Raw genomic sequence first — 12,636 nt, forward strand, 5'->3', positions numbered from 1 at the left:
TCGTAGAACTCAGGCTGACTCAGGGCTGGATTTGCAGCCAGCTCCAGCGTTCCTGATAGGCCTTGGCCTTGTTCTTGAACAAGAGCAGGTGATTGCACATCGGGTTCGGGCTGAGCCTGCCCCGGTACAGGTCTCCCAGGCCGTTAGGTGCGTAGAGTTCCGGGCCTGAGTCGGCCGCTTTCAGACCCACGCAGGTGCAAAGGACCAGGAAACGGTCAATGCCTTCGCGCGAGCTGTTCAGGGCGGGGTAGGGGAACCCGAAGAAGTCTTCGTACCAGGTATGGACCCTGGCTTGGTTCTTCGCTTCAACTGTGATGCCTTGGCCGGCAAAGCAGGACTGAAGCCGTGCGTTGACCTCTGTTTCGGCCGCCTCCGAGAGATCGGTGGGGTCGAAGTAGAACAGGTCGTAGTCTTTGATATGCGCATCGGGCGGCTGGCCTGAGCGCACATTCCAGACGGTCTGGAAAAGGCATCCCGCGACTAGCCACGCATCCGGCAGGCCCAGGGTGGGCAACTGCCGCAGGATGCGCTGGTTGTGGCTGTTTTGCAGCGCGTCCCGGATGAAATCATCCGGGCTCACCACGTCAGAAGGCCTCAGGGGATCAGACGACCTTGGCAATCGACGCGCAGACGTAGTCGATGTTTTTGCTGTTCAGCGCGGCCACGCACATGCGGCCGGTGTCGGTGCCGTAGACGCCGAACTCATTGCGCAGGCGCACCATCTGGTCCTTGCTGAGGCCTGAATAGCTGAACATGCCGATCTGGGCGGTGATGAAGCTCATGTCCTGCTTGACGCCGGCGGCCTTCAGGCCGTCCACGAGCTTCTGGCGCATGGCCTTGATGCGCACACGCATTTCGCCCAGTTCCTGCTCCCATTGGGCACGCAGCGCCGGCGTATTGAGCACCATTGCGACCACCATGCCGCCGTGGATCTGCGGGTTGCTGTAATTGGTGCGAATGACCAGCTTGAGCTGCGACAGCACGCGGTCGGCTTCTTCCTTGGACTCGCAGAGCACCGACAGGGCGCCCACGCGTTCGCCATAGAGGCTGAAGCTCTTGGAGAACGAGGTCGAGACGAAGAAGTTCAAGCCGGCAGCCACAAATTTGCCGATGACGGCGCCGTCTTCCGCAATGCCGTGGCCGAAGCCCTGATAAGCCATGTCGAGGAAGGGCGTCAGCTTGCGCGCCTTGACGGCGGCGATGACCTGGTCCCACTGGGCTGCGGTGATGTCGTAACCGGTCGGGTTGTGGCAGCAGGCGTGCAGAACGACGATGGTGCCTTCGGCAGCCGCATTCAGGGCGGCGAGCATGCCGTCGAAGTTGACGCCGCGCTTGGCCGCATCGTAGTAAGGGTAGCTTTCAACGACGAAACCGGCCTGGCTGAAAAGCGCGCGGTGGTTTTCCCAGCTTGGGTCGGAAATCAGCACCTTGGCATTGGGGCTGAGCTTTTTGAGGAAGTCGGCGCCCACCTTGAGGCCGCCCGTGCCGCCTATGCCCTGCACGGTGGCGACGCGGCCGCTCTTGACGGGCTCGCTGTCGGCGCCGAAGACGAGGGCCTTGACGGCCGCGTCGTAGGCGGCGATGCCGTCGATGGGCAGGTAGCCGCGGGCCTTGGGGTCGGCCATCATCTGCTTTTCAGCCGCCTGCACGCACTGCAGCAGGGGGAGTTTGCCGTTGTCGTCGTAGTACACGCCAACGCCCAGGTTGACCTTGGCGGGATTGGGGTCGGCATTGAACTGCTCGTTGAGGCCCAGGATGGGGTCACGCGGGGCCATTTCGACAGCGGTAAACAAAGACATGAAATATCCTCAGAAAAAGTGAAAAAAGGCGAAAGCGACGGTTTGGGGATTTAGGTCACAAGCTGACCGGGAAAAAGACTAAAAGAGGGCTACAAGAAATATCAAAAGGCGATTGCGGGGCAATACAAGGCGAATAGGGGATTGCAATTCCCATTTTCGGCCGAATGTCGTATTCTGTTTGGTTGCCCTGAATTTTAACGGGGCTTGATCGAGGTTTTATGCCAGAAGCAGTAGAAGTCATAACCGAGGTGGTGGATTCGGCCCCCACCGAGGGCCAGTTCGTCCGTTTTCCCGGTTCGCCGTTCGAGCTGTTCCAGCCCTATCCGCCGGCGGGCGACCAGCCGCAGGCCATCGACAAGCTGGTGGAAGGCGTCAACGACGGCGAGGTGTTTCAGACCCTGCTGGGCGTGACCGGCTCGGGCAAGACCTTCACCATGGCCAACGTGATCGCCCGCCTGGGCCGTCCGGCCATCGTGTTTGCGCCCAACAAGACGCTGGCGGCGCAGCTGTACAGCGAATTCCGTGAGTTTTTCCCGAAGAACGCGGTGGAGTATTTCGTCAGCTACTACGACTACTACCAGCCCGAGGCCTATGTGCCGCAGCGCGACCTGTTCATCGAAAAGGACTCGGCCATCAACGAGCACATCGAGCAGATGCGGCTGTCGGCCACCAAGAGCGTGCTGGAGCGGCGCGACACCATCATCGTCGGCACGGTCAGCGCGATTTACGGCATAGGCGCGCCCGAGGATTACACGCAGATGCGCTTCATCGCGCGCATAGGCGACAAGATGGGCCAGCGCGACGTGATCGCGCGGCTGATCCGCATGCAGTACACGCGCAACGAGCAGGACTTCGCGCGCGGCACTTTCCGCGTGCGCGGCGATGTGATCGACGTCTTCCCCGCCGAACATTCCGAGCTGGCCATACGCATCGAACTGTTCGACGACGAGATCGAGTCGCTGCAGCTGTTCGACCCGCTCACGGGCCGCATCCGCCAGAAAATCCCGCGCTTTGTGGTCTACCCCAAGAGCCACTACGTCACGCCCCGCGACAAGGTCATGGCGGCCGTGGAGACCATCAAGCTGGAGCTGTCCGAACGCGTGGCCCAGTTCGTCGCCGACGGCAAGCTGGTGGAAGCCCAGCGTATCGAGCAACGCACCCGCTTCGACCTGGAAATGCTCAGCGAAATCGGCCACTGCAAAGGGATTGAAAACTACACCCGCCACCTGAGCGGTTCGCCGCCCGGCTCGCCGCCGTCAACGCTGTGCGATTACCTGCCCAAGGACGCGGTGATGTTCCTGGACGAGAGCCACGTCATGATCGGCCAGCTCAACGCCATGTACAACGGCGACCGCGCGCGCAAGACCACGCTGGTGGAATACGGCTTTCGCCTGCCCAGCGCGCTGGACAACCGGCCGCTGAAATTCGAGGAATTCGAGGCGAAGATGCGGCAGGCGATTTTTGTCTCAGCCACGCCCGCGGCCTATGAAAAAGAGCACTCCGGCCAGGTGGTCGAGCAGGTCGTCAGGCCCACCGGCCTGGTGGATCCGCAGGTGGAAGTGCGGCCGGCCACGCACCAGGTCGACGACGTGTTGCAGGAAATCCGTATCCGGGTCGAGAAAAACGAGCGGGTGCTGATCACCACGCTGACCAAGCGCATGGCCGAGCAGCTGACCGACTACCTCAGCGACAACGGCGTCAAGGTGCGCTACCTGCACAGCGACGTGGACACCGTCGAGCGCGTGGAAATCCTGCGTGACCTGCGGCTGGGCGCTTTTGACGTGCTGGTGGGCATCAACCTGCTGCGTGAGGGCCTGGATATTCCCGAGGTGTCGCTGGTCGCCATCCTGGACGCCGACAAGGAAGGCTTCTTGCGCGCCGAACGCAGCCTGATCCAGACCATTGGCCGGGCAGCCCGCAACCTGAACGGCCGGGCCATCCTGTATGCCGACCGGATCACCGACTCCATGAAGAAGGCCATGGACGAAACCGAGCGGCGGCGCAACAAGCAGATCGCCTTCAATCTTGAAAACGGCATCACGCCGCGCAGCGTGGTCAAGCGCATCCGCGACCTGATAGACGGCGTCTACAGCGAGAAATCCGGCAAGGAAGCCGAAAAGCTCGAGATGCAGAAGGCGCTGGTGGAAGACATGAGCGAAAAGGACGTCGCCCGCGAGATCAAACGCCTGGAAAAGCAGATGATCGAGCACGCCAAGAACCTGGAGTTCGAAAAAGCCGCCCGGGTACGCGACCAGTTGCACAGCCTCAAACAGCAGGCTTTCGGCGCGCCGGGCATCGACAACGTCGTGGCGCTGCCCGTTGCGGGCCAAGCCCGGGCCTAGCGCTGGCTCAATCCGGTCGGTCATCCGCTGCACCCTTATGGTGCGGCAAATGACCGGCACTACGGGTTAGTCCTTAGCTTTTGGGCGCCGCCAGCGGGAAAAACCCTGCTTGTGTTATACTTGACGAAAACAGTCAAGAACAATACCAGAACAACAAAAAGCCCCCGCGATACCGGTTGACTGACCTGGGCGGCTGGAGGAAGAGTTCCCTGCAAGCCACAAGCTTTCAGGGTGAAAACGACAGTCAAGCCATTTAAAGGAGCTTGTTATGCGCCTCACAACCAAAGGCCGCTTTGCGGTCACCGCGATGATTGATTTGGGACTGCGCCAGAACAACGGCCCGGTCACCTTGGCTGCGATCAGCCAGCGTCAGCAGATTTCCCTTTCCTACCTCGAACAGCTGTTCGGCAAGCTGCGCCGCCACGAACTGGTGGAATCCACGCGTGGCCCCGGCGGCGGTTACACCTTGGGCCGCAAGGCTTCCGAAATCACCGTGGCGGACATCATCGTTTCAGTCGACGAGCCGATCGACGCCACCCAGTGCGGCGGCAAGGAAAACTGCCTGGGTGAGGGCGGCCGCTGCATGACGCACGAGCTGTGGGCGTCGCTGAACAGCCGCATGGTGGAGTTCCTGGATTCCGTGACCCTGCAAAAACTGGTGGAAGACCAGCTCGCCAAGGGCGTGGTGATCGAGAACACCCCGCAGGTCAAAAAAGCCATCTTCACGGCACCGGCGGTCAAGCCGATTCGCGTGAATGCGCCGAACTCGGTCTTCGCACTGGGCAATGCATTTTCCAAATCCTGATGGAGCAAAGCCGGGCATTCGCCCGGCTTTATCCCTTTGTGACCCGACTGCATTGACTTCATTGATCGCGCTGCCAGCCAGCCTGTGAATTTAAAGAGCTAGCCACATGGACACCCCACATTTCCCGATTTACATGGACTACAGCGCCACGAATCCCTGCGACCCGCGGGTGGTGGACGCCATGATTCCCTGGTTGCGCGAACACTTCGGCAACCCTGCTTCGCGCAGCCACGCCTGGGGCTGGGAGGCTGAAGCCGCCGTCGAAAAGGCCCGCGAGCAGATCGCCGACCTGATTGGCGCCGACCCGCGCGAGATCGTCTGGACCAGCGGTGCGACCGAGTCCAACAACCTTGCACTCAAAGGCGCAGCGCATTTCTACAAGACCAAGGGCAAGCACATCATCACGGTCAAGACCGAGCACAAAGCCGTGCTGGACACTTGCCGCGAACTGGAGCGCCAGGGTTTTGAGGTGACCTACATGGACGTGCAGGCCGACGGCCTGCTGGACCTGGAAGCCCTGAAGGCCGCCATCCGCCCCGACACCATTCTGGTCAGCGTCATGTTCGTCAACAACGAAATCGGCGTGATCCAGGACATTCCGGCCATCGGCGCCCTGTGCCGTGAAAAAGGCATCATCTTCCATGTGGATGCCGCGCAGGCCACCGGCCGTGTCGACATTGACCTTGCCACCTTGCCGGTCGACCTGATGAGCTTGACCTCGCACAAGACCTACGGCCCCAAAGGCATTGGCGCCCTGTACGTGCGCCGCAAGCCGCGCGTGCGCCTGGAAGCGCAAATGCACGGCGGCGGCCATGAGCGCGGCATGCGTTCGGGCACCTTGCCGACGCACCAGTGCGTGGGCATGGGCGAGGCCTACCGCATCGCCAAGGCCGAGATGCACGAAGAGAACAAGCGCATCCGCGCCCTGCACGAGCGCATGCTCAACGGGCTCAAGGATGTGGAAGAGGTGTTCCTCAACGGCCACGCCGACAAGCGCGTGCCGCACAACCTGAACATGAGCTTCAACTTCGTCGAAGGCGAGTCGCTGATCATGGGCATCAAGGGCCTGGCGGTTTCCAGCGGTTCGGCCTGCACCTCGGCCAGCCTGGAGCCCAGCTACGTGCTGCGCGCCCTGGGCCGCAGCGACGAATTGGCGCACAGCAGCCTTCGCATGACGATTGGCCGCTGGAGCACCGAAGAAGAAATTGACTACGCGGTCGCCACCATCAAGGAAAACGTGGCCAAACTGCGCGAACTGTCTCCACTGTGGGAGATGTTCAAGGATGGTGTTGATTTGTCCACCATCCAGTGGGCTGCCCACTAAGCAGCGCGTCGAACAGTTAAAGAGGTAAACAAAATGGCATACAGCGAAAAAGTGGTGGACCACTACGAAAACCCCCGCAACGTCGGCTCCTTTGAAAAGGGCGACGAATCGGTCGGCACCGGCATGGTCGGCGCGCCGGCCTGCGGCGACGTGATGAAGCTGCAGATCAAGGTCAACCCGCTGACGGGCGTGATCGAAGACGCGCGCTTCAAGACCTACGGCTGCGGCTCCGCAATCGCCTCCAGTTCGCTCGTGACCGAGTGGGTCAAAGGCAAGACGCTGGATGAAGCGGCCAGCATCAAGAACAGCGCGATCGCCGAAGAACTGGCTTTGCCGCCCGTCAAGATTCACTGCTCCATCCTGGCCGAAGACGCCATCAAGGCCGCCGTGAACGACTACAAGCAAAAGCACGCGCACTGATAGACGCATTCCCGTCACCTGTTTCAATTTCGAATGATTTAAATGTCCGTAACCCTCACTGATGCAGCCGCCCGGCACGTGACCCGCTACATGAGCAAGCGCGGCAAGGGCGTGGGCGTGCGACTGGGTGTCAAGACCACCGGCTGCTCCGGCCTGGCTTACAAGCTGGAATACGCGGACGAGATCGCGCCGGAAGACGTCGTGTTTGAAGACAACGGCGTCAAGGTGCTGGTCGACCCGAAAAGCATGGCCTACATCGACGGCACCAAGCTGGATTTTGTCCGTGAAGGGCTGAACGAAGGCTTCAAGTTCATCAACCCCAATGAGCGTGATCGTTGCGGTTGCGGCGAAAGTTTCCGGGTTTGACGGGCGAGCGGTCCATTGCGTGCTGCACCCTTACCGAAGCCGCCTCCACTGACAGTGCTGGCGGCTTTTTCTCGGCATGAATCTTCAATCCAACGACTTCGAACTCTTCGGCGTGCCCCAGCGTTTCGCGCAGGACCGCGCGGCGCTTGACGCGCGCTGGAAGGATCTTCAGCGCGAGGCGCACCCGGACAAGTTCGCAGCCCAGGGCGCGGCGGCCCAGCGGGTGGCCATGCAGTGGTCGGTGCGTATCAACGAAGCCTACCAGCGGCTGAAAGACCCGCTCAGGCGCGCCAGCTATCTGTGCGAGTTGAACGGCGCGCCCATCAACGCCGAAAACAACACGGCCATGCCGCACGATTTTCTGGTGCAGCAGATGCAGTGGCGCGAGGCGCTCGACGAAGCCGAAACCGCCGAAGACTTTGAAGAGATAGCCTCGCAAGCCGGCTTGAGCGGGCGCGAGAAGCTGTCAAAGATAGAACAACTGCTGGACGTGGACAGGGACTTTCCCGCCGCCGCCCGGCAGGTCAGAAGCCTTATGTTTATTGAGCGCTTTGCCAGCGAGGTCGATGCGCGCATCGACCTGCTGGGACAATGAAGCATTACAGAAAAAGTACGACAAGCACGCATGGCACTCCTGCAAATTTCCGAACCCGGCCAGACGCCCGACCCGCACCAGCGACGCATCGCAGTGGGCATTGACCTGGGCACCACGCACTCGCTGGTCGCCAGCGTGCGCAACGGCGTCTCCGAATGCCTGCCGGACGAGCAGGGGAGGGTGTTGCTGCCCAGCGTGGTGCGCTACCTCGAGGAAGGCAAGCGGCAGATCGGCTACGAGGCCCAGGCCGCGCAGGTCGAAGACCCGCGCAACACCATTTCCTCCGTCAAGCGTCTCATGGGCCGCGGCATTGACGACATCGGCGGCCGCACCCAACTGCCTTATCAGCTCAACGACAAGCCGGGCATGGTCACGCTGCAGACTGTTGCCGGCGAGAAGAGCCCGGTTGAGATCAGCGCCGAAATCCTAGCGACACTGCGCTACCGCGCCGAAGACACGTTCAGCGATGACATCTACGGCGCTGTGATCACCGTGCCGGCCTATTTCGACGATGCCCAGCGCCAGGCGACGAAGGACGCCGCGCAACTGGCCGGCCTCAATGTGCTGCGCCTGCTCAATGAACCCACCGCAGCAGCGATTGCCTACGGCCTGGACAACGCCAGCGAGGGCGTCTATGCCGTCTATGACCTGGGCGGTGGTACTTTCGATATTTCCATCCTGCGTTTGACCCAAGGCGTCTTCGAAGTCGTGGCCACCGGCGGTGATTCCGCGCTGGGCGGCGACGACTATGACCGTGCGCTGGTCGATTGGGTGCTGGCCAAGGCCGGGCTCGCGGCGGATACGCTGACGCCGTCCGACAAGGCGGCCCTGCAACGCGCCGCGCGCACGTGCAAGGAGGCCCTGTCGGCCGCCGATCCCGTGCCTTTTTCGGTGCAACTGGCCAAGGCCCTCGTCAACTTCGAGATGAAGGCGGAAGACTTTGAAACCGCGACAGCCCACCTGACCCAGCGCACGCTGGCCGCCGTTCGCAAGGCGCTGCGTGATGCCAAACTTGCCAAGGAAGACATCCAGGGCGCGGTGCTGGTGGGCGGTTCCACCCGCATGCCGCAGGTGCGCAAGGCGGTCGCCAGCTTTTTCGGCCGCGAGCCGCTGGTCAACCTCAACCCCGACGAAGTGGTGGCGCTGGGCGCGGCCATTTCCGCCAACCAGCTGGCCGGCAACAACACGGGTGAAGACCTGTTGCTGCTGGACGTGATCCCGCTGTCATTGGGCATTGAAACCATGGGCGGGCTGGTCGAGCGCATTGTGCCGCGCAACCAGACCATTCCCACGGCCATGGCGCAGGACTTCACCACTTACCAGGACGGCCAGACCGCCCTGGCCCTGCACGTGGTGCAGGGCGAGCGCGACCTGGTGGCCGACTGCCGCAGCCTGGCCCGTTTCGAGCTGCGCGGCATCCCCCCTATGGTGGCCGGCGCCGCGCGCATCCGCGTGACTTTCACGGTCGATGCCGACGGCCTGCTGAGCGTCAACGCCAAAGAGCAGGTCAGCGGAGTCGAGGCGCGCATCGACGTGAAGCCCTCCTATGGTTTGTCGGACGAGGACATCGCGCGCATGCTGCAGGACAGCTTCTCGACCGCCCAGCAGGACATGAATGCCCGCGCCCTGGCCGAAGCCCAGGTAGACGCGGATCGCATGATCCTGGCCACACAAAGTGCGTTGGCGGCGGATGCCGATTTGCTGAGCCCGAATGAGCGTGCGCAGATCGACAGCCTCATCGTCGGCTTGGCCGACACGCGTGCGAACGGCGATGCTGCCGCGATTGAGGCGGCTACCCAGGCACTGGCCAAGGGCACGGAAGGCTTCGCCGCCCAGCGCATGAACCGGGGCATCAAGCAAGCCCTCGCCGGAAAAAATATCGAGGCGGTCTGAAGCGACCGACAACCATGCCCATCATCAAAATACTGCCTCATCCCGAATACTGCCCGCAGGGCGCTGAAATCAGCGCGCCGGCCGGCACCTCGATCTGCGAAGCCCTGCTCGACAACAAGATCAACATCGAGCACGCCTGCGACCTCAGCTGCGCCTGCACGACCTGCCACGTCATCGTGCGCGAAGGCTTCAAGTCGCTGAACGAACTCGACGAGAGCGAAGAAGACCTGCTGGACCGCGCCTGGGGCCTGGAGCCCAACTCGCGCCTGAGCTGCCAGGCCTTCCTGGCCCAGTCCGACGTGACGGTGGAAATACCCAAGTACTCGATCAACCACGCGAAAGAAAACCACTGAGTTTTCGGGCGAAAACGGATGTGGTCAGCCGTGTCCGGAGGCGATAATCCACCCATGCGCCAAATTGTCCTGGACACTGAAACCACCGGTCTATCCGCTGAAAACGGCGACCGCATCATCGAAATCGGTTGCGTCGAGCTGGTGGCCCGCAAGCTCACCGGCAACAACCGCCACTTCTACCTGAACCCCGAGCGTGACAGCCACGAAGACGCGCTCAAGGTCCACGGCATCAGCAACGAGTTCCTGAAGGACAAGCCCAAGTTCTCGGCCGTGGCCGAGGAACTGCTGGAGTACCTGCAGGACGCCGAGATCATCATCCACAACGCGCCCTTTGACGTGAGCTTCCTCAACAAGGAGCTCGAACTCATAGGCCGGCCGCCCATCAAGCATTGCGTGGCCAAGGTCACCGACAGCCTGATGATGGCCAAGGAGCTGTTCCCGGGCAAACGCAACTCGCTGGACGCCCTGTGCGACCGGCTCGAGGTCGACAATTCGGGCCGAACCCTGCACGGCGCCTTGCTGGACGCCGAATTGCTGGCAGACGTCTACATCAACCTCACGCGCGGGCAGAATGCGCTGGTCATGGATGTGGGCGACTCCAGCCGGGAAGGTGACATCGCGGTGCCGCAAATCGACCTGAGCACCTTTGAGCTGCCCTTGCTGGCGGCCAACGACCAGGAAGCCGCCGAACACGAAAAATTGCTGGCCGACATCGACAAGTCCAGCAAGGGTAAAACAGTCTGGCGGGCCCTCGCCGCCTGATCTGAAGCGCAATTCCGCGCATGGGCCAAAAAATCGCCCCAAAACACCATATAATCATAGGCTGACCGATAGGGCGGTTAGCTCAGGGGTAGAGCACTGCATTCACACTGCAGGGGTCGCAAGTTCGAAACTTGCACCGCCCACCAGAATTTGACGAACAAAAAGGCCAAGTCTTGCGACTTGGCCTTTTTTCATTTCGGCGCCGTTCAGCGCCCCTTGATGTCGTTTTGCAGGTTTAAAGCACTTCACTCGCGAAGTCGGCCAGGCGCGAGCGCTCGCCGCGTGCCAGGGTGATGTGCCCGCCATGCGGCCAGCCCTTGAAGCGGTCGACCGCAAAGGTCATGCCGGACGAACCCTCGGTCAGGTAAGGTGTGTCGATCTGCGCCAGGTTACCCATGCAGATGATCTTGGTGCCCGGGCCGGCCCGCGTGATCAGCGTTTTCATCTGTTTGGGCGTCAGGTTTTGCGCTTCGTCGATGATGACGTACTTGTTCAGGAAGGTGCGGCCGCGCATGAAGTTCATGCTCTTGACCTTGATGCGCGAGCGGATCAGTTCGTTGGTGGCGGCGCGGCCCCACTCGCCCGAGCCGTTGTCGGTTTTGCCCAGCACTTCGAGGTTGTCGTCCAGCGCGCCCATCCAGGGGCCCATTTTTTCCTCTTCGGTGCCCGGCAGGAAGCCGATGTCCTCACCGACGCTCACGGTGGCGCGCGTCATGATGATTTCGGTGTAGCGGCGGTCGTCCAGCACCTGGGTCAGGCCCGAGGCCAGTGCCATCAGCGTCTTGCCGGTGCCGGCCGTGCCGGCCAGCGTGACGAAGTCCACTTCAGGGTCCATCAGCAGGTTCATCGCGAAGTTCTGCTCGCGGTTGCGCGTGGTGACGCCCCAGACGGCGTTTTTAAGGTGGTTGTAGTCCTTCAGGGTCTTCAGGACGGCGGTTTTGGCCCGGATTTCCGTCACGCGGGCATACAGCGGCGGTTCGCCGGGCGCCTCGAAAAACACGAACTGGTTGATCAGCAGGCTGCCCACGATGGGGCCCGTGATGCGGTAGAAGGTGTGGCTGCCTTGCTGCCAGCTTTCGATGGTCTTGCTCTGGCGCGTCCAGAAGTCCGCCGGCAGGGCCAGCGAGCCGGAATACAGCAGGTCGCCGTCTTCCAGGGTTTTGTCGTTCTGGTAGTCGTCGGTGGCCAGGCCCAAAGCGCGCGCCTTGACGCGCATGTTGATGTCCTTGGAGACCAGGACCACCTCGCGCGGCGCGTATTCCTTGCGCAGGGCCTCGACCACACCCAGGATCTGGTTGTCGGCCTTGCCCTGGGGCAGGCTCATGGGCAGCGTGTAATCCAGCGGTTTGGTCTGGAAAAACAGGCAGCCGCCGGCCTCGGGGTGTCCTGTGGTGTCGAGCTTCAGGCCTTTGGCGATATCGGCGCCTTGCGTGCCTGCGAGCGCGTCCAGCGTCCGGCTGGTCTGGCGGGCGTTGCGCGCGACTTCGGTCATGCCCTTTTTGTGGCCGTCGAGCTCCTCAAGAACAATCATCGGCAGGAAGATATCGTGTTCCTCAAAGCGGAACAGGCACATCGGGTCGTGCATCAGCACGTTGGTGTCGAGCACGAACAGCTTGGCGGGACCGGTGTGCTTCGCCTTTTTAGGTTTGGCCACCGGCTGGGGCAGGGCGATGCTCTCCTTTTTATAGCCAGTGCCGGTCGTTCTTTCGGGTTTCGGGGCTTCTTTCCCCTTGAAGGCCGCGGGATGGCTGCCCTCACCGGCCACGCGGCTGTCAAAGAGGTCCATTACCGGGGGCTTCTGCGCGGATTCAACGCTTTCCGTTTTTCGTGCAACTTTCGAAGGCGAGCGGGCGGGCGCGTCGAGCGCATCAGGGGAGAGCAGGGCGGCACGTTTGGTCGGGGCGGGGGGCAGGGGCATGGTGCTTAAAACTCTCTAAAAAAGAAGGGTCCAGAAGCGAAAAAGCCGCCTTGAAACCA

General features: G+C 61.9%; 12 protein-coding genes and 1 tRNA gene. 10 read left to right on the forward strand and 3 right to left on the reverse strand.

Annotated features, from left to right (window positions below):
- Positions 1-19: 19 nt before the first annotated feature.
- Positions 20-583, reverse strand: a complete 564-nt coding sequence (locus tag ACLV74_RS11300; RefSeq protein ID WP_411879495.1) for a nucleotidyltransferase family protein — start codon at positions 581-583, stop codon at positions 20-22.
- 19 nt (positions 584-602) lie between these two features.
- On the reverse strand, positions 603-1,799 hold the full coding sequence (locus ACLV74_RS11305) for an amino acid aminotransferase (RefSeq protein WP_411879496.1): 1,197 nt from the start codon (positions 1,797-1,799) through the stop codon (positions 603-605).
- A 218-nt stretch (positions 1,800-2,017) separates the two neighbouring features.
- Between ACLV74_RS11305 and uvrB the strand changes: the two genes are divergently transcribed.
- From uvrB to ACLV74_RS11355, 10 genes are all read left to right on the forward strand, one after another.
- The gene (gene uvrB, locus ACLV74_RS11310) at positions 2,018-4,141 is read left to right on the forward strand and encodes an excinuclease ABC subunit UvrB (RefSeq protein ID WP_411879497.1); all 2,124 of its coding nucleotides are present in this window, start codon (positions 2,018-2,020) and stop codon (positions 4,139-4,141) included.
- 268 nt (positions 4,142-4,409) lie between these two features.
- Positions 4,410-4,946: a Fe-S cluster assembly transcriptional regulator IscR gene (gene iscR / locus ACLV74_RS11315; protein ID WP_092128187.1), complete on the forward strand. Its 537-nt coding sequence runs from the start codon at positions 4,410-4,412 to the stop codon at positions 4,944-4,946.
- A gap of 106 nt (positions 4,947-5,052) precedes the next feature.
- On the forward strand, positions 5,053-6,270 hold the full coding sequence (locus ACLV74_RS11320; protein ID WP_092128185.1) for an IscS subfamily cysteine desulfurase: 1,218 nt from the start codon (positions 5,053-5,055) through the stop codon (positions 6,268-6,270).
- Between the two features lie 33 nt (positions 6,271-6,303).
- Entirely contained in the window at positions 6,304-6,690 is a 387-nt protein-coding gene (gene iscU, locus ACLV74_RS11325; protein WP_411879498.1) for a Fe-S cluster assembly scaffold IscU, read from the forward strand.
- Positions 6,691-6,732: 42 nt separating this feature from the next.
- Positions 6,733-7,056, forward strand: a complete 324-nt coding sequence (gene iscA / locus ACLV74_RS11330; RefSeq protein WP_296911511.1) for an iron-sulfur cluster assembly protein IscA — start codon at positions 6,733-6,735, stop codon at positions 7,054-7,056.
- Between the two features lie 76 nt (positions 7,057-7,132).
- A complete protein-coding gene (hscB, locus tag ACLV74_RS11335; RefSeq protein ID WP_411879499.1) occupies positions 7,133-7,651 on the forward strand; it encodes a Fe-S protein assembly co-chaperone HscB in 519 nt (172 codons plus the stop codon).
- 30 nt (positions 7,652-7,681) lie between these two features.
- Positions 7,682-9,544 (forward strand): Fe-S protein assembly chaperone HscA, encoded by a 1,863-nt coding sequence (hscA, locus tag ACLV74_RS11340; protein WP_411879500.1) that lies wholly within the window; start codon positions 7,682-7,684, stop codon positions 9,542-9,544.
- 14 nt (positions 9,545-9,558) lie between these two features.
- Complete coding sequence (fdx, locus tag ACLV74_RS11345; protein WP_122956868.1) at positions 9,559-9,897, forward strand: ISC system 2Fe-2S type ferredoxin; 339 nt, start codon at positions 9,559-9,561, stop codon at positions 9,895-9,897.
- Positions 9,898-9,951: 54 nt separating this feature from the next.
- Positions 9,952-10,659 (forward strand): DNA polymerase III subunit epsilon, encoded by a 708-nt coding sequence (gene dnaQ / locus ACLV74_RS11350; RefSeq protein WP_411879501.1) that lies wholly within the window; start codon positions 9,952-9,954, stop codon positions 10,657-10,659.
- A gap of 71 nt (positions 10,660-10,730) precedes the next feature.
- A tRNA-Val gene (locus ACLV74_RS11355) sits at positions 10,731-10,805 on the forward strand.
- Between the two features lie 89 nt (positions 10,806-10,894).
- Here the strand turns inward: ACLV74_RS11355 and ACLV74_RS11360 are convergent.
- Complete coding sequence (locus ACLV74_RS11360; protein ID WP_411879502.1) at positions 10,895-12,577, reverse strand: PhoH family protein; 1,683 nt, start codon at positions 12,575-12,577, stop codon at positions 10,895-10,897.
- Positions 12,578-12,636 lie beyond the last annotated feature (59 nt).

This window comes from Polaromonas sp. YR568 (genome assembly GCF_943369415.1).
Classification (GTDB): Bacteria; Pseudomonadota; Gammaproteobacteria; order Burkholderiales; family Burkholderiaceae_C; genus Polaromonas.

Excerpts from the sequence above, each read along its gene's own strand:
- ACLV74_RS11305 (WP_411879496.1), bottom strand. The coding sequence starts at position 1,799 with ATGTCTTTGTTTACCGCTGTCGAAATGGCCCCGCGTGACCCCATCCTG.
- uvrB (WP_411879497.1), top strand. The coding sequence starts at position 2,018 with ATGCCAGAAGCAGTAGAAGTCATAACCGAGGTGGTGGATTCGGCCCCC.
- iscR (WP_092128187.1), top strand. The coding sequence starts at position 4,410 with ATGCGCCTCACAACCAAAGGCCGCTTTGCGGTCACCGCGATGATTGAT.
- ACLV74_RS11320 (WP_092128185.1), top strand. The coding sequence starts at position 5,053 with ATGGACACCCCACATTTCCCGATTTACATGGACTACAGCGCCACGAAT.
- iscU (WP_411879498.1), top strand. The coding sequence starts at position 6,304 with ATGGCATACAGCGAAAAAGTGGTGGACCACTACGAAAACCCCCGCAAC.
- iscA (WP_296911511.1), top strand. The coding sequence starts at position 6,733 with ATGTCCGTAACCCTCACTGATGCAGCCGCCCGGCACGTGACCCGCTAC.
- hscB (WP_411879499.1), top strand. The coding sequence starts at position 7,133 with ATGAATCTTCAATCCAACGACTTCGAACTCTTCGGCGTGCCCCAGCGT.
- hscA (WP_411879500.1), top strand. The coding sequence starts at position 7,682 with ATGGCACTCCTGCAAATTTCCGAACCCGGCCAGACGCCCGACCCGCAC.
- fdx (WP_122956868.1), top strand. The coding sequence starts at position 9,559 with ATGCCCATCATCAAAATACTGCCTCATCCCGAATACTGCCCGCAGGGC.
- dnaQ (WP_411879501.1), top strand. The coding sequence starts at position 9,952 with ATGCGCCAAATTGTCCTGGACACTGAAACCACCGGTCTATCCGCTGAA.
- ACLV74_RS11360 (WP_411879502.1), bottom strand. The coding sequence starts at position 12,577 with ATGCCCCTGCCCCCCGCCCCGACCAAACGTGCCGCCCTGCTCTCCCCT.